The sequence below is a fragment of the Bacillus sp. KS1 genome (genome assembly GCF_020075515.1).
GTDB lineage: Bacteria > Bacillota > Bacilli > Bacillales > Bacillaceae > Bacillus > Bacillus velezensis.
Genome location: NZ_JACAWW010000004.1, coordinates 706,578 through 721,977, shown reverse-complemented (window position 1 = coordinate 721,977; position 15,400 = coordinate 706,578). Strand labels below are relative to the sequence as shown.

Below are 15,400 nucleotides of genomic sequence, written 5' to 3'. Positions count from 1 at the left end.
GTTCAGGCGAAGAGGGTTTTTTGTGCCTTTATTGGCTTCTTCTCCGGCGCAGACGCGGAAGGCCGTAAATGATAAAGGCGGCGATATGGGCAACGATGACGTTGACGGCAAACAGGATGATCATGAGTGTGTGGCCGAGAGGGGATAGGCTGCTGGTTGCGTAAAAGTAGAAGAAAACCCACATGAGAATAATTGGCGGTATGGCCGAAAGAGCGACTTTTTTGTTATCCAGCCAGATAAAGAGGGGTGTTGCGCTTGCGACCAGTAAATAAGCAAAAAACATGTCCATCTTACATGTCTCCTTTCATTTTATGGGAGCGTTTCCAAAATGAAATACAGAGAATGAAATGTGTCTGTTTTGTGGTCGTTTTTTGAACATTTTGTTACAATTATTATACCATGTTTTCCAATTTTTGATACCGCTTTTTCGAGAAATGTATTGCAACTATTGCCTCATTTTTGGATAGGTACAAGAAACCGGAAAGGCCAAATACCCTGTCACATTTCCGGACAATGGAATGGTGCAGGCTGTGAACCTTTGCTATGGTCAAAGAAAATATGCACAGCAAGGGTGGCTTGAAGTGGACGTAAGGAAAGAAGATGTCACAGCGCCGGATGTCATTGCGCTTTTACAGGAGCATCTGAAGAGCATGACCATGCATTTTCCTCCGGAAAGTATACACGCGCTCAATGCGGACCGGCTGCGTCAGCCTGACGTTACGTTTTGGAGTGCGAGGGAAAACGGCATCATGCTCGGCTGCGGTGCCTTAAAGGAGCTAAACAGCCGGCACGGTGAGATCAAATCAATGAAAACCTCTCCGCATCATATCAGAAAAGGCGCAGCCAACCGGATCCTCCGCCATATGCTTGAAGAAGCAAGGCGGCGGGGCTATCAGCGGATCAGCTTGGAAACCGGTTCTATGGAGGCTTTTCTCCCCGCCAGACGCCTGTATGAAAAAGCCGGGTTTCAATATTGTAATCCGTTTGCACATTATAAAGAGGACCCGAACAGCTTGTTTATGACGTTATACATAGACTGAAACCCCTTTTCTGACGAGAAGGGGTTTTTTATCGGAAAAGTTTCGTCATGACCGAAACATTTCCTTTTCTGACACGTCATATGTCGTGTAGTCCCCAAACCGTAAAAAATAAAAAGGAAGCAACCTCATCATGTTTTCTTGAACAGTGTTCATGTATAATAAACAATAGTGACTTCCGATGAAAATGTAAGGCGGGATAGAATGAGTCGATATAAGAAACAGCAAAATCCCTATTATCAGGGGGATTTGATTTTTATATTTGGTGTGTTTTTAATAATTAGTGTTGCGGCGATTTATGCGGCCGGACAGTTTGGGCAGTACGGAAGTGATGCCTGGATGAGACAGATCGTCTTTTATGTCATCGGAGCCGGTCTCATGGTCAGTATCATGTATTTTGATTTAGAGCAGCTTGAAAAACTGAGTCTGTACGTGTTAATTGCCGGCGTGCTGTCACTGCTCCTTTTACGTGTGGCGCCGGAATCCATCGCGCCGATTAAAAACGGAGCGAAGAGCTGGTTTAAAATCGGCAGCTTCACTCTTCAACCTTCAGAGTTCACGAAAATAGGAATTATGATGATGGTCGCGTCCATTATATCGAAGGCGGGCCCGAAGGATCAAAGGTCACTTCGGGAAGATGTGAATCTGCTTTTGAAAATTGCGGCATGGACGGTTATTCCGATCGGGATGATCGTCTTGCAGGATGCCGGAACGGGTGCGATCTGTCTGTTTATCGTTATGGTGATGGTGTTTATGTCAGGTGTGAACTGGAAGCTGATCACCATCATCGGCGGTTCGGCCGCGCTTGTGCTTGGCCTTTTCTTAGTTCTCGTGATTGAATTTCCCCATGTGGCGAATTCAATCGGCATTGCGGATTATCAAATTAACCGGATTACATCGTGGATGTCTGACTCCAGTGCGGCAACGACTCAGGCAGAGAGCGATAAAAGCTGGCAGGTGGATCAGGCCGTTATGGCGATCGGATCGGGCGGCATTACCGGAAACGGTGTTCATAATCTGAAGGTGTACGTACCTGAGGGACAGACCGACTTTATCTTTGCGATTCTGGGTGAAAGTTTTGGATTTTTAGGCTGCGCCATTGCGGTTGTCATGTTTTTCTTTTTAATTTACAGACTTGTGGTGCTGATTGACCGCTTGCATGCGTTTAACCGATTTGGCGCGTTTTTTTGCGTAGGATTTACTGCACTTATCGTGATTCACACCTTCCAGAACATCGGGATGAATATCGGCATTATGCCGGTTACCGGTATTCCGCTGCTGTTTGTCAGCTATGGGGGGAGCTCGGTGCTTTCTACATTAATCAGCTTCGGGATCGTATATAACGCAAGTGTGCAGCTGACGAAATATAAAAGCTACTTGTTCAATTCTTAATGTGAGACGGCTCGTTTTTCGGGCTGTCTTTTTTTGTTTAGAGCATTTCGCTTTTGACATGATTCCCTTTCGGATATGATATAGAGAGAAGGAGGCTTTTATATGAACAATACCATCGAAACTATACTTAATCATCGGTCGATCCGATCATTTACTGACGAGCTTCTGACAGCAGAAGAGATAGATACATTAGTGAAAAGCGCCCAGGCGGCGTCAACGTCCAGTTACGTGCAGGCTTACTCCATCATCGGCGTAACCGATAAGGAGAAAAAGCGGAAGCTGGCGGCGCTGGCCGGAAACCAGCCTTACGTCGAAAATAACGGGCACTTGTTTGTGTTTTGCGCTGATTTGTACCGCCATAAAAAACTTGCTGAGGAAAAAGGCGAAAACATTACCGAGCTTCTTGAGAATACGGAAATGTTTATGGTCAGCGTCATTGATGCCGCACTTGCCGCACAAAATGTAAGTGTTGCCGCGGAATCAATGGGGCTTGGCATTTGTTATATCGGAGGCATTCGAAATGAACTTGATCAGGTGACGGAAGTGCTTGGAACGCCTGACCATGTGCTGCCGCTGTTCGGCTTGGTAGTCGGTCATCCCGCTCATCCGTCCGGTCAAAAGCCGCGCCTGCCGAAACAAGCCGTATATCATGAAAACACGTACGATACGAATGAAGAACACTTCCGCAGTTATATGAAGGAATATGATGAAACCATTTCCGCTTATTATGATAAACGGACAAACGGCAAGCGGGTTGAAACGTGGTCTGATCAAATCCTGCAGTTCATGAAACAAAAACCGAGAACCTATTTAAATAAATATGTAAAAGATAAAGGTTTTCAAAAGAATTAAGAAAAAACCTCTCCTGACCGGGAGAGGTTTTTTTATGTTTCACGTGTAACATATTTCGACAAAATGGAACAAGGTATATAAATGTTTATCATCAGGGATGCTTATAAGCATACAGAAAGAAAAAACGGCTTAGCAGTGGTACGATGTTGATGAGGTGACAGTGATGATTTCATTAAGCATATTAGATCAATCTCCTGTATCAGAAGGGAGTTCTGCGGAAAGCGCGCTGCGGAATACAGTAAGACTGGCGCAGGAGGCGGAAAAGCTCGGATATAAGAGGTTTTGGGTGTCAGAGCATCATTTTTCAGAGCGGTTGGCGGGTTCAAGCCCTGAAGTGCTGATCAGCTATATTGCGGCGAAAACGAATGAGATTCGTGTAGGCTCGGGCGGTGTCATGCTTCCGCATTACAGCGCATATAAGGTGGCGGAGAATTTCCGCGTGCTTGAAGGGTTGACGCCGGGCAGAATCGATCTCGGATTAGGGAGAGCGCCGGGCGGAATGCCAATCGCATCATGGGCGCTGAATGATGGCGGGAAGCGTAGTGCTGATCAATACCCGCTACAGATTCGTGAGCTGGCGATGTATTTGCATGATGCAGCCGATGACAATCACCGTTTTCCGAATCTGACCGCATCACCCCTTATTAAGACGGCGCCGGAAGTCTGGCTTCTCGGTTCTTCAGGGGAAAGCGCGCTTCTGAGCGCAGAAACGGGAGCAGGCTATATGTTTGCCCACTTTATTAATGGAGAAGGCGGAGAAAGCACGACGGCACAATATAAGCGCAGATTTAAACCTTCTCTATTAGGAAAAGAACCAAAAACAGCCGTGGCGGTGTTTGTGCTGTGCGCGGACACGGAAGAGAAAGCGGAGGAACTCGCGGCCGTCATGGATTATACGCTGCTTGCGGGTGAACAGGGGATTCCGCTTCACGGCGTACCGTCTTACGAAACCGTCCGCGGCAATACGTATACACCGTATGAACAAAGACGAATTGCCGATAATCGGAATCGAATGATCATTGGAACGAAGCAGCAAGTGAAAGAACAAATTCTGGCTCTCAGTAAAGCATACGGAACAGAAGAAGTGATGGCTGTAACCATTACTCATCATTTTGAAGATAAACTTCAATCATACCGCCTGCTTCGAGAAGCTTTTGCCGATTAATCAGAAAGAAACCCTGCTGATGCTCCAGCAGGGTTGTTCGGTTATCCAATGATAAAAGGTTTTTCAGTCAGCACCTGGCTTGATTTCCCTTTGTTCGCGGCATAGGCCAGCATATAATATTCTCCTGCCGGCAGTGCGGTGTCACCATTGACTTTGCCGTTCCAGTCGAAATATTGATAGCCTTTATCCTGCTTTTTGTAGATGCCGGCTTGGCCGACAAAGTCAAGATTGCTGTCATATACAAGGAAGGCAAGCTCTTCGGCTCCCGCCGGAAGATAGGTTTCAATTTGGTAGGTTCCCTGCGTTGTGCCGTCCTGCACGTCGATTGACGTCACGCGCGGATAGTCCGGCTCTTTTACAATCAGCAGCGTCGGCACTTTTGCGACTGTTTTTCCGCCTTCACGCACTGTGACGGTTCCCTCATAGGTGCCTGCCTTTACTTTTTTGGCATTGACCTTCACTTTCGCATTGACCTTTCCGGTTTGATGAGCGGGGATCACGACCCGGTCTGTGCCCGAAACGGTAATGCCCGTGCCGTTGAAAGAGTACTCGAGCTGATATGATTTTCTGATGGACGATTGGTTTTCAATCGTAAAGGTTTCTTTTTTCGTTTCATTGCCTTTGTCTTTCATAAACGTTCCGTAAGAATAACTTCCCGGGGCGACAAGGGAGTCTGCTTTGATCGCCTTCATGATTCTGATGCTTCCGGCGCCTTGCGCATTATGCGGGTATACGTCACCGTCCGCGTCCGTTAAGGTTTCCGCAGTGTTCATGAGAGCGGCTTTTATTTGTTCCGGGCTCCATTTCGGTTTGGCCTGCTTGATGACGGCAGCTGCGCCGGCTACATGCGGGGAAGCCATGCTCGTTCCCTGCTTCGATCCGTAGCCGTACGGGTCGGCCGGATCATGTGTCGGAATGGTGCTGACGATGTTTACGCCGGGAGCGGAGACGTCAGGTTTAATCATCCACGTGTCCATAACCGGACCGCGTGACGAAAAGTCTGCCATTTGTTCAGTGAGCGATTTAGCCACGGATAAATTGAAAGTCGCTTTTGTGCCGCCCGCTTTTAATTGGCTGACGAGTTTTTCGCCGTCTTCTGATGAAAGCTTAATCGTCGGCACGGACATGCCCGGTACGTTGGCTTCAATTTCTCCCGGGGCATTGTTATACACAACCATACCGATCGCGCCCGCTTTTTTGGCGTTGTCGGCTTTATCCACAAAGGCGATGCTTCCCCGTTTGACGACCGCGACTTTTCCTTTCAGATCTTTGCCTTCAAAATCCTTTTGCTCGCCGATACCCGCCTCTATGAGCTCTGTTTCTTTTTTATTCAGTGCTTTTATGTCATCTTCTTTGTTGTAGCCCATTACTTTCGCTGAGGAATAGGAACCGAAGGAGACGGCGTACTCGTTCAGCGGCAGCTGGGTCGCTCCGACGGAGATGGCTTCTCTGGACGTTCCCGGAGAGCCGACGGTCCAATTGTTCGGCCCGCTGTTTCCGTTTGATGTAACGGCCGTGACGCCTTCTGACATCGCCCAGTCAAGCGCCGTGCTTGTCGCCCAGTCTGGGTTATTCACAGAATTGCCGAGAGAAAGGTTCATGACATCGGCTCCGTCCTGTACGGCGCGTTCGATGCCGGCGATGACGTTCTCCGTTGTTCCGCTTCCGCCCGGACCGAGCACACGGTAGGCAAGGAGTGTAGCATCCGGCGCGACGCCTTTAATCGTTCCGTTTGCCGCTACCGTGCCCGCGACATGGGTTCCGTGGTCAGTCGACGCGCCTCTCGGATCACCGGACGGCGTTTCTTCAGGATCGTAGTCGTTATCCACAAAATCGTATCCTTTATATTGTCCGAAATTTTTCTTTAAGTCAGGGTGTTTATATTCGACACCGGTGTCAATAATGGCAACCTTGACGCCTTTACCCGTATAGCCGAGCTTCCACGCGTCATTTGCCCCTATATAAGGCGCGCTGTCATCCATCTGCGGAGACACGGCATCTTTAGATAGGGTGATGTCTTTATCTTTGAGCTGATCGGTATGATAGGTAACATTCGGATAAACCGCTTTGACATCCTGATCACTCAGCAGTTTGGGGATTTCATTTGCCGGGAGTTTCATGGAGAAGCCGGAAAACACTTGCTCATATTCTCTGTTGATTTTTCCGTGTTTAACGGTTTTGAGCGCTTTCTTTTTCACTTTTGAGCGTTCGCTTTTCAGCTTGCTTTTTGTCTGTGCTTTGCCGAGTTCCTTTGCTTCCGCCAGTGACTTTTCCTTGAGCTCCACGATGACTGTCGTTTGTTTGCCGGTGGTCATATCAATGTCACCGAACACCTCAGCCTTCTCAAGATCCGGAGTTTGCGGTTTTGAAGCCGGCGCAGCCTGTGAACTTGTGGATAAGGTAAAGGATAAGACAAAAGCCGGAAGCAGATAACGGATGATTCCTTTTTTCAATCGTGTTTCCCCCTTTTTCTTTATCTAAATTAGAAATCTAGTATATATTTCTTGAAAATTCAAAATAATCCTTGTGACATATGACTCATTTATGGAAATTGGTCTGTGAATAAGGAGGGAGTTATACACAGAATCCTGTGCATAACTGAATAAATTTGTGTATATATATTGTTGGGAACGAATGTTCCTATACAAAATATAGACCAAGTTTGTGGATATGTGGATATACCCTGTGTTTAAGCTGTGCTTAACCAAGGGATAAAGTGTGTATAACTTTTTTTATCGGCTTTTCCATTTTTCAGGTCATTTCCATCAGCTTTCAACAAAACTTCTGAAAACTAGTTTGTTTTTTCACTCATATTGTGACAAACAATTCGCCCGGCCGCGTCTATCATAGAGTCATAGGGTTGCTAGACCCGCTAGTTTTTAGCGGAGAAGGATCGGCCGCCTTTTCCGTTAAAGCGGAGAGAAAAACAGGCCTGCGAACAAGCTGTCTGTCAAAAAGAAGCGGAGGGATGATTTGCAATGAAACGTTTGCTAGTATCTTTACGGGTGTGGATGGTCTTTCTGATGAACTGGATGGCGCCGGGTAACGGAAGATATCCATTAGCCGCCGTGTACGGAAACCAAGCGGCTTATCATAAGAAAGCGAAGCGGACGGCTGGGGCTTTTTCGTTTGTGAGCCGTGTCCGATCGGCGGATTTGACCGATGAAACAAAATCGGCCCGCGGCAGGCTGGATAAAAACCGATGGATGCCTGTCCGCAAAGAATTGCCGAAACGGGAGCGCGCGGGTCCGACACCTTTACATCATATGAAAAAGAGGGTACAATCCCACTAAACATAAGAACGGGAGCGAACCTCTTGAGAATAGACAAAGTATTAAATAACAATGCGGCGTTAATAAAAGAAGACGGACGGGAAAAGATCGTAATGGGTCCCGGAATCGCTTTTCAAAAGAGAAAAAATGATGTGATTCAAAAACATAAAATTGAAAAAATATTTGTCGTGCACGACGAAAATGAAAAGTTCAAACAAGTGTTAGAAACGCTTCCCGAAGAGCATATAGAGGCGGCTGAAGATATCATCAGCCATGCGGAGGGAGAGCTTGCGGCACCTTTGAGCGATCACATCCACATTGCGCTGGCGGACCATTTATCCTTTGCGATCGAAAGGATTCAAAACGGCCTTCAGGTGCATAACCGATTGCTTCATGAAATTAAGGCGCTTTATAAAAAAGAATATGAGATCGGCCGCTGGGCGGTTGAACACGTGAAACAAACCCTCGGTATATCATTGCCTGATGATGAGGCGGGGTATATCGCGCTTCATATCCACACTGCCAAGGCGGATGCCAAAAGCATGTATTCGGCGATGAAGCATACAACCATGATTAAAGAAATGATCGAAAAGATCGAATCCTTTTTCGAACAGAAGGTGGATGAAGACAGTATTTCCTATCAGCGCCTCGTCACGCACTTACGGTATGCGGTCAGCCGGTTGGACTCAAATGAAGCACTCCATTCCATGGACGAGGAGATGCTTTATTTCATCCAAAAAAAGTATCCGTTTGCTTATCGGTGTGCGCTTGAACTGGCGGCGTTTTTAAAAAATGAATATGATTTGGAACTGCCGGAATCCGAGGCCGGCTATATTACGCTGCATGTCCAGCGTCTGCAAAAAAACCCGGAATAACGCGTCTGTTTCGAGAAACAGACTTTTTTTATGAAAACATATTGACGAAAGCGCTGTCATGAAATAGAATGAAAGCGCATTAAAAAAACTGAATCCGGCGGGATTGTGACTGGTAATGCAGGCAAGACCTAAAATTTGCGTACATGAAAAAGGGATCATACTGACCTTTTTCGTTGGCGAATTTTAGGTCTTTTTTGATTTTAGAAAGGGGGATACATAATGAATTATCAAGAAACGGCAAAACAGCTTATCAAACATATCGGAGGGGAATCAAATATCATCAGCGCGACACATTGCGCGACGCGGCTCAGGCTCGTCATTCAAGATGAACAGAAGATCAGCCAGGCCGGCATCGAAGAAATAGAAGGCGTAAAAGGGGCTTTCAGCAGCTCGGGGCAATATCAGATTATATTCGGCACCGGCCTCGTGAATAAAGTGTATGACGCTTTTTCAAAAGAAGCCGATTTGGGGCGGGAAGATCGTGAGACACATCAGGACGCAGCGAAAAAAAAGCTGAATCCGGCCGCAAGATTTGCGAAGACACTGTCTAACATATTCGTTCCCATCATTCCGGCTATCGTGGCAAGCGGACTTTTAATGGGGCTGCTCGGCATGATGAAGGCTTTTCACTGGGTGTCTGAACAATCATCACTGTTTAAGCTTTTAGACATGTTTTCAAGCGCGGCGTTTATCTTCCTGCCCGTATTCATCGGGTTCAGCGCGGCGAAGGAATTCGGCGGTAATGCCTATCTCGGTGCCGTGCTCGGGGGAATTATGATCCATCCGGCGCTTTTGAATCCGTGGGGGCTTGCGGATGCATCGCCTGATTTTATGCAGCTCTTCGGCTTCGACATTGCGCTGCTCGGCTACCAAGGGACGGTCATCCCCGTACTGTTAGCCGTTTACATTATGAGCAAAGTGGAAAAGGGCACCAGAAAAATCGTGCCTCACGCATTCGATTTATTGGTCACGCCGTTTGTCACGGTGATTGTCACAGGATTTATTACCTTTATCGCAATCGGTCCGCTTGGCAGGGCGATCGGATCAGGCATTACCGTCTCGCTGACATATGTGTATGATCATGCGGGAATTGTTGCCGGACTGCTTTTCGGCGGTCTTTATCCGCTTATTGTGCTTACCGGTGTGCATCACAGCTTTCATGCGATTGAGGCCGGCCTCATCGCTGATTTGGGCAGAAACTATATCCTTCCTATCTGGTCGATGGCGAATGTCGCTCAGGGCGCGGCGGGACTGGCTGTATTTTTCCTGACGAAAAAAGCGAAAATGAAAGAAATCGCTCTGCCTGCCGCATTTTCCGCTTTTCTCGGCGTAACCGAACCAGTCATTTTCGGTGTGAACCTAAGGTACCGTAAGCCGTTTATCGCGGGAATGATCGGCGGAGCGCTGGGAGGAGCCTATGTCGTGGTGACCGGTGTCGCCGCCAATGCCTACGGTCTGACCGGAATTCCGATGATTGCCATCACGGCTCCGCTCGGTTTAGGAAATCTTATAAACTATCTGATCGGAATGGGCATCGCCTCTGTCTCGGCGTTTATTGCCGCTTACATTATGGGAGCTAAAGAAAAGGAGGCCGTCAAATGAGGACACCGGATCAAGAGCTGCGCCTGCAGGCTGAGGAAGCGAAAAAGAAGCGGGGAGAAACAGCCGCGTCAGATCCATACCGCCAGAACTATCATATTATGCCGCCGGTCGGGCTTTTAAATGATCCGAACGGCGTGATCCAATGGAACGGCGTATATCACTTGTTTTTTCAATGGCAGCCATTTCATACGGGACATGGCGCGAAATTTTGGGCGCATGTGACGACGAAGGATTTCGTTGAGTGGAAAGAGGAAGAAATCGCGCTTGCGCCGGGTGAGTGGTATGACAAAAACGGCTGTTATTCCGGAAGCGCCATCGAAAAAGACGGCCGGCTCTGCCTGATGTACACAGGCAATGTCCGTGACGAAGAAGGCAATCGGGAAACGTATCAATGCCTCGCCGTATCCGAAGACGGGATCGTATTTGAAAAAAAAGGAGTCGTCGCGCGTCTCCCGGAAGGCTATACCGCTCATTTCCGTGATCCGAAGGTTTGGAAGAAAGACGGAGCGTATTACATGGTGCTCGGCGCGCAGACAGAAAAGCTCACCGGAAGCGCTGTATTGTTCACATCAGAGAACTTGACGGATTGGACGTTTCTCGGTGCGATTGCGGGGGCGGACTCCGGCGGTCTCGGGTCATTCGGCTATATGTGGGAATGTCCCGACCTGTTTTCCCTTGACGGAACAGACGTGCTGCTCGTATGTCCGCAGGGGCTTGAAGCCGACGGGATAAAATATCATAACAGCCACCAGGCGGGCTATTTCCTCGGCAGGCTGCATACAGAGCCGCCAGAGTTTAAGCACGGTGAATTTACGGAGCTTGACAGAGGATTTGATTTTTATGCGGCGCAGACGCTGGAAGATGATAAGGGACGGAGAATTCTGTTCGCGTGGATGGGCGTTCCGGATCAGCATGAGGACAAACATCCGACACATGCGTATCACTGGATTCACTGCTTAACGATGCCGAGACAGCTGTCACTGTCTAACGGCAGAATCATACAGCGCCCGCTCCCGGAAATGAAATCACGCCGCACGGATGAACAAAAGCGCCGGCTTCAATTGAATTGCTCGTCTGTAAGCCTCCCGGTGAAAGATGCGTCCCGGGCTGAAGTGCTGCTGGAAGACATCACTTGCGAATCCGGTTTTGAAATCTCAATTCGGGGCGCGGCCCGGTTTATATTTCATCAGGAAGAGGGGATGGCTGTGCTGGAGCGCACCGCTTTCAGCGGAGAAGAAAAAGAAACGAGAAGCTGCGCCATCAGCGAGGTGCATTCTGTGCAGCTGTTTCTGGATGCATCCTCCATCGAATTGTTTTTGAATGATGGAGAAGAGGTATTCAGCGCCAGATATTTTCCTTTCCCGGGAAATGATGACGTAACCGTCACTTCGGTAGGAAAAACGGAAATAAATGGCTCAATTTGGACACTTTTGTAGAAAATCGTTCTTTTTTCTTATGTGAAACCTATGCCATCTGTGCTATTCTTCAAACGAAAGCCTATGATTCCAGGAATAAAAGGAGTTGTTTTCTCAGTTTTGAAAAATCAGAAGATGACGCCGAAATGTTTACTTGTCAAAGCCGCAGAGCAAGTGGAAGATAAGCGGGAAGAATATAAAGAAGTATTGCTTCAGCTGAATCGCATGCTCAAGAGAGCTGAGCCGCACAATGAATGGAGTGATCGGCTAATGCATACATATGAACAGATGAAGGAATATGCGCTATTTGTGCAGTCTATTGAGATGTTTTTGCGGTCATCCGCGAAAAAAATGAAATAATCCCCCTCGATCATGAGGGGGATATTTATTTTATTTTCCGCTAAGGCGCATCGCCGAATGTTTAGTCGGTCCGATGTATTGGTTCAGCGGGAAGGATTCTTTGATTGCCGCGGTGATAAATTCTTTTGCCGCATAGATGGCTTCCTTCACTTCAGCGCCTTTGGCCAGTTCTGCCGTCACGGCGGCGGAGAATGTGCATCCGGCTCCGTGCGTGTAAGGTGTATCAATCATTTCGCTTTCTAATACTTCCGCGGTTTCTCCGTCATACAGCACGTCGATCGCTTTTTCATGTTTCAATTTGCCTCCGCCTGTAATCAATACATATTTCGCGCCGAGTTCGTGAATTTTCTTGGCCGCTTCTTTCATGTCTTCCACTGTTTTTAATTCATCCATACCGCTCAGCTGGCTTGCTTCAAACAGGTTTGGCGTGATGACGGTTGCCAGAGGCGCCAATTGGGTGCGAAGCGCTTCGGCATGCTCCGGATACAGCACTTCATTCGCTCCTTTGCAGACCATGACAGGATCGATAACGACATTCTTCAGCTGTTTTTCTTTAATCGTTTTCGCCGCAAGCTCTATGATCTCCACGGTAGGGAGCATTCCCGTTTTCATGGCGTCTACGCCGATTCCGTCAACAATCGTTGCCAGCTGTGCGCGAATCGTATCGGCATCGATCGGAAATACTTGATGATCCCAGCTGTTCTCCGGGTCCATCGCTACGATCACGGTCAAAGCCGTCATTCCGTATACGTTTTTTTCTTGAAATGTTTTTAAATCGGCCTGAATTCCCGCGCCGCCGCTGGAATCAGAACCGGCAATAGTAAGTGCTTTGTGCATTGACATATCAATGGCCTCCATCAGTGTTTTATATCTCATTATAGTTAGATTTTCTCCCGATCACAATACGGAAGGCTTGGAGGAATGATTTGACAGCCGCGGGGGATGTGCGTACAATACCTACATAAGATTACTAGGTAAGGGTGAGAAAATAAATGCTCAACAGGGAGCTTGTAAAGGGAAGCACGGTCATTCTGGTGCTGACGCTGCTGAATGAACGGCCCATGTACGGGTATGAACTTGTGAAAGAAATGGAGAAAAGAAGCGGGAATGAACTGCAAATGAAGGAAGGCACGCTGTACCCATCGCTTCATAAGCTTGAACGCCAAAGCTATATTTCTTCTTACTGGGAAAAGCAGACGAAAGGGCCGGACCGAAAATATTACCGGATCACCGATGAAGGAAAGACCATTCTAGCCGAACGGACGAAGGAATGGAATCTGTTCTCTGCTCTGATGGACCGGATGCTGAAGCGGGGCGGGCAGAATGGATAAGGACCTTTATGTGCAGGAAATCAGAAAAGGGCTGGAAGGCAAGGCCGGAAGCCGTGAATTATTAAAGGAAATCGAAAGCCATATTCATCATGCCATTTGTGATCATCTGGAAAAAGGCAAAACCGAAAGCGAAGCGATGGCGCTTATTCTGCGGGAAGTGGGGACTCCGTCTGAAATTATCTCTGCTTTTCAAAAAGCTTCGGCGGTGCCCGCGCGGACTTTTATGCTCTTTTATCTGTTCTGCAACTGCGGTCTTTTTGTGATGGGGGCGATGATTACGATGATGCACGCGTGGCGGATTCATCCCGCTGTTGACGCGCTGTGGAAAGGGATTTCCGTGTCAGTATGGCTGATTATGATCGGTTATGTGCTGTATTGGTTCCAAATCGGCTATCAAGCCGGCAAAGAGTTCGGGGCTGGCGGCAAAAAGCTTACTGAGCGGACGGTATGGGCTTCAATGGTGCCGAATCTATGTTTTATGTTTGTCTTTTTGTTCAATCTGGTTCCGGCTGGGCTGTTTCCTTCGGCGGTCACACCGAGTTTTGCGGCAGTATGCGCCGTTGTGACGGTATGTTTTCCGTTTTGCGGCAAAATAGGTTTTTACGCAGGCAGGCAGAGGCTAGCCTGATCTTTTTCACTATATACATAGGTAATCTATATAGGGGTGTTAAAATGAGATTAGGTTCGTGGATGTACGGCGCGTGCGCCCAAATAGCCGTTACAGTATTTACCGTCTGCGGCTTGGTTCTTGCATTGTCCGTTGTGAGTCTTTTTATTATGGTTCTGAATGGGATGCAAGACGCTATATTTGTTGTTTTCAGTATTTTGCTTCTTCTATTGTTTTATGCGCTGGGATGGATTTGGGCCGTTTCGTTTGCGCGTGAGTGGAAGGTGAAACTTTTCGAGCTGCAGATCAGTTCGCTCATTCCGCTGGCGGGTATATTATACTTGTACATTGACAGCGGGGTGAGTATACCGGAACTGATTCATGATTGGAATGAGGATGGATGTGCGCTTGTCCCGCCGGCTTTTGTCTGTTTGTGCACATGCTATGCGATGGTGTTGGTTCCTGTTTATCAATCAAAACTTTGGAACGCCATGGAGGCGGGCAGACTTAATGCCAAGGCGGTATGCACTGTTTGGGGGGACCTTCTGATCATTCTCGTTTTGCTGGCGGGTATGACCTGGATTTGTTTCTGAATGGGCCGAAATCAAAAATCCCCCCTGATCTCTCCGCCGCTTTATGTTTTAATAGAACATGAGAAAAAGCAGAAGGAGCGGGTCATGAATATATCAATTGTCATAGTCACGTATAACCGGATTCCGGCTTTGTGTGAGCTGCTGGAGTCGATTTCCATGCAGACCATAAAGCCTTATGAAGTGATCATTGTAAATGATGCCGGGGAATCGGTCGAACAAGCGAAGCAGCTGTACAGCGATCTGCCGATTCAGATTATTGATTTAGAACAGAATGCCGGACATGTGGAAGCGCGGAACGCAGGTGTGAAAAAAGCGTCGGGTGATTGTATCATGCTGTGCGATGATGATGATTTCATTACGCCGGGCCATTTGGAAAGAATGGCGGCGGCACTTGCTGATGCGGACTTTGTCCATTCTGACGCGGAAATTGTGTCATTTGAAGAACGGGGCGGCACGAGATATCCGGTGTCACGAAAGCCGTTCGCCTATACGGCGGATTATGCGGATATGCGGGTATTTTCCACGTACGTTCCGTCAGGCAGCATGTACAGACGTTCTCTGCATGACACGTTAGGGTATTTTGATCCGGATGTCCATAATTATTGGGACTGGGACTTTTATTTGCGCGCCGCAAAACAGCACCGTGTGGAGCGTGTTCCTTGCGCGAGCGTCATATATGCGTTTTTTGAGGGAGGCGGCAATCAGTCCGCGGATCTCGGCGGCAAACGGAAGCGGTACTTAGACCGGTTAAGCGAAAAGCACGGGCTTGGGGAGCTCCCGACGAAAAACTTCGCGGTTCTTCTTGAAGAGCCGGACATGAAGAGGCGGGAGGCGCCGACTGACATTGTGTGGGACGGAAAGCCCGTTCATTCAAGACTGCACAGTTCATAAGGGGGACG

The 15,400-nt window shown here is 48.0% G+C and carries 16 protein-coding genes; 13 read left to right on the top strand and 3 right to left on the bottom strand.

Translation table 11 applies throughout. The features are described 5' to 3' along the window. Nucleotides 1-28: 28 nt before the first annotated feature. A complete protein-coding gene (ywcE, locus tag HWY38_RS04045; protein WP_003150937.1) occupies nucleotides 29-289 on the bottom strand; it encodes a spore morphogenesis/germination protein YwcE in 261 nt (86 codons plus the stop codon). Between the two features lie 292 nt (nucleotides 290-581). On the opposite strand from ywcE, the gene HWY38_RS04040 reads away from it, so the two are divergent. The 4 genes from HWY38_RS04040 (at nucleotide 582) to HWY38_RS04025 (ending at nucleotide 4,446) form a co-directional block, all read left to right on the top strand. Beyond that, complete coding sequence (locus HWY38_RS04040) at nucleotides 582-1,040, top strand: GNAT family N-acetyltransferase (protein WP_224181310.1); 459 nt, start codon at nucleotides 582-584, stop codon at nucleotides 1,038-1,040. 201 nt (nucleotides 1,041-1,241) lie between these two features. Further along, on the top strand, nucleotides 1,242-2,429 hold the full coding sequence (locus HWY38_RS04035; RefSeq protein WP_007614568.1) for an FtsW/RodA/SpoVE family cell cycle protein: 1,188 nt from the start codon (nucleotides 1,242-1,244) through the stop codon (nucleotides 2,427-2,429). 102 nt (nucleotides 2,430-2,531) lie between these two features. After that, entirely contained in the window at nucleotides 2,532-3,281 is a 750-nt protein-coding gene (gene nfsA, locus HWY38_RS04030; RefSeq protein WP_224181309.1) for an oxygen-insensitive NADPH nitroreductase, read from the top strand. Between the two features lie 163 nt (nucleotides 3,282-3,444). Further along, nucleotides 3,445-4,446, top strand: a complete 1,002-nt coding sequence (locus HWY38_RS04025) for an LLM class flavin-dependent oxidoreductase (protein WP_224181308.1) — start codon at nucleotides 3,445-3,447, stop codon at nucleotides 4,444-4,446. 41 nt (nucleotides 4,447-4,487) lie between these two features. Here the strand turns inward: HWY38_RS04025 and HWY38_RS04020 are convergent, their stop codons facing one another. Further along, entirely contained in the window at nucleotides 4,488-6,899 is a 2,412-nt protein-coding gene (locus HWY38_RS04020) for a S8 family peptidase (protein WP_224181307.1), read from the bottom strand. A 525-nt stretch (nucleotides 6,900-7,424) separates the two neighbouring features. Between HWY38_RS04020 and HWY38_RS04015 the strand changes: the two genes are divergently transcribed. The 5 genes from HWY38_RS04015 to HWY38_RS03995 all read left to right on the top strand — a co-directional run bounded on the left by HWY38_RS04015 (nucleotide 7,425) and on the right by HWY38_RS03995 (nucleotide 11,970). Then, a complete protein-coding gene (locus HWY38_RS04015; RefSeq protein ID WP_032875769.1) occupies nucleotides 7,425-7,739 on the top strand; it encodes a hypothetical protein in 315 nt (104 codons plus the stop codon). Nucleotides 7,740-7,762: 23 nt separating this feature from the next. After that, on the top strand, nucleotides 7,763-8,593 hold the full coding sequence (locus tag HWY38_RS04010; RefSeq protein WP_012118737.1) for a PRD domain-containing protein: 831 nt from the start codon (nucleotides 7,763-7,765) through the stop codon (nucleotides 8,591-8,593). Between the two features lie 219 nt (nucleotides 8,594-8,812). Further along, a complete protein-coding gene (locus HWY38_RS04005; RefSeq protein WP_007614557.1) occupies nucleotides 8,813-10,195 on the top strand; it encodes a sucrose-specific PTS transporter subunit IIBC in 1,383 nt (460 codons plus the stop codon). Then, nucleotides 10,192-11,631: a sucrose-6-phosphate hydrolase gene (locus HWY38_RS04000; protein WP_224181306.1), complete on the top strand. Its 1,440-nt coding sequence runs from the start codon at nucleotides 10,192-10,194 to the stop codon at nucleotides 11,629-11,631. Before HWY38_RS04005 ends, HWY38_RS04000 begins: the two co-directional genes overlap by 4 nt. 63 nt (nucleotides 11,632-11,694) lie before the next feature. Continuing rightward, entirely contained in the window at nucleotides 11,695-11,970 is a 276-nt protein-coding gene (locus tag HWY38_RS03995; RefSeq protein WP_042635591.1) for a hypothetical protein, read from the top strand. 30 nt (nucleotides 11,971-12,000) lie between these two features. On the opposite strand, the gene HWY38_RS03990 is transcribed toward HWY38_RS03995, so the two are convergent. Then, nucleotides 12,001-12,813 carry a bifunctional hydroxymethylpyrimidine kinase/phosphomethylpyrimidine kinase gene (locus HWY38_RS03990; RefSeq protein ID WP_003150959.1) on the bottom strand — a complete coding sequence of 271 codons (813 nt, stop codon included), beginning with the start codon at nucleotides 12,811-12,813 and terminating at the stop codon, nucleotides 12,001-12,003. Between the two features lie 149 nt (nucleotides 12,814-12,962). Between HWY38_RS03990 and HWY38_RS03985 the strand changes: the two genes are divergently transcribed. The 4 genes from HWY38_RS03985 (at nucleotide 12,963) to HWY38_RS03970 (ending at nucleotide 15,392) form a co-directional block, all read left to right on the top strand. Further along, on the top strand, nucleotides 12,963-13,301 hold the full coding sequence (locus tag HWY38_RS03985; protein WP_007614551.1) for a PadR family transcriptional regulator: 339 nt from the start codon (nucleotides 12,963-12,965) through the stop codon (nucleotides 13,299-13,301). Beyond that, nucleotides 13,294-13,929 (top strand): permease prefix domain 1-containing protein, encoded by a 636-nt coding sequence (locus HWY38_RS03980; RefSeq protein ID WP_224181305.1) that lies wholly within the window; start codon nucleotides 13,294-13,296, stop codon nucleotides 13,927-13,929. Before HWY38_RS03985 ends, HWY38_RS03980 begins: the two co-directional genes overlap by 8 nt. A 44-nt stretch (nucleotides 13,930-13,973) precedes the next feature. Beyond that, the gene (locus HWY38_RS03975) at nucleotides 13,974-14,501 is read left to right on the top strand and encodes a hypothetical protein (RefSeq protein WP_224181304.1); all 528 of its coding nucleotides are present in this window, start codon (nucleotides 13,974-13,976) and stop codon (nucleotides 14,499-14,501) included. Between the two features lie 84 nt (nucleotides 14,502-14,585). Next, on the top strand, nucleotides 14,586-15,392 hold the full coding sequence (locus HWY38_RS03970; RefSeq protein WP_224181303.1) for a glycosyltransferase family 2 protein: 807 nt from the start codon (nucleotides 14,586-14,588) through the stop codon (nucleotides 15,390-15,392). The last annotated feature ends 8 nt before the right edge of the window (nucleotides 15,393-15,400 follow it).

What these genes read in the sequence shown, in the direction of transcription:
- HWY38_RS03990 (WP_003150959.1), bottom strand. Translation starts at nt 12,813, where the DNA reads ATGTCAATGCACAAAGCACTTACTATTGCCGGTTCTGATTCCAGCGGC.
- HWY38_RS04005 (WP_007614557.1), top strand. Translation starts at nt 8,813, where the DNA reads ATGAATTATCAAGAAACGGCAAAACAGCTTATCAAACATATCGGAGGG.
- HWY38_RS03980 (WP_224181305.1), top strand. Translation starts at nt 13,294, where the DNA reads ATGGATAAGGACCTTTATGTGCAGGAAATCAGAAAAGGGCTGGAAGGC.
- HWY38_RS04035 (WP_007614568.1), top strand. Translation starts at nt 1,242, where the DNA reads ATGAGTCGATATAAGAAACAGCAAAATCCCTATTATCAGGGGGATTTG.
- HWY38_RS04015 (WP_032875769.1), top strand. Translation starts at nt 7,425, where the DNA reads ATGAAACGTTTGCTAGTATCTTTACGGGTGTGGATGGTCTTTCTGATG.
- ywcE (WP_003150937.1), bottom strand. Translation starts at nt 289, where the DNA reads ATGGACATGTTTTTTGCTTATTTACTGGTCGCAAGCGCAACACCCCTC.
- HWY38_RS04025 (WP_224181308.1), top strand. Translation starts at nt 3,445, where the DNA reads ATGATTTCATTAAGCATATTAGATCAATCTCCTGTATCAGAAGGGAGT.
- HWY38_RS03985 (WP_007614551.1), top strand. Translation starts at nt 12,963, where the DNA reads ATGCTCAACAGGGAGCTTGTAAAGGGAAGCACGGTCATTCTGGTGCTG.
- HWY38_RS03970 (WP_224181303.1), top strand. Translation starts at nt 14,586, where the DNA reads ATGAATATATCAATTGTCATAGTCACGTATAACCGGATTCCGGCTTTG.
- HWY38_RS04000 (WP_224181306.1), top strand. Translation starts at nt 10,192, where the DNA reads ATGAGGACACCGGATCAAGAGCTGCGCCTGCAGGCTGAGGAAGCGAAA.
- nfsA (WP_224181309.1), top strand. Translation starts at nt 2,532, where the DNA reads ATGAACAATACCATCGAAACTATACTTAATCATCGGTCGATCCGATCA.
- HWY38_RS03995 (WP_042635591.1), top strand. Translation starts at nt 11,695, where the DNA reads ATGATTCCAGGAATAAAAGGAGTTGTTTTCTCAGTTTTGAAAAATCAG.
- HWY38_RS03975 (WP_224181304.1), top strand. Translation starts at nt 13,974, where the DNA reads ATGAGATTAGGTTCGTGGATGTACGGCGCGTGCGCCCAAATAGCCGTT.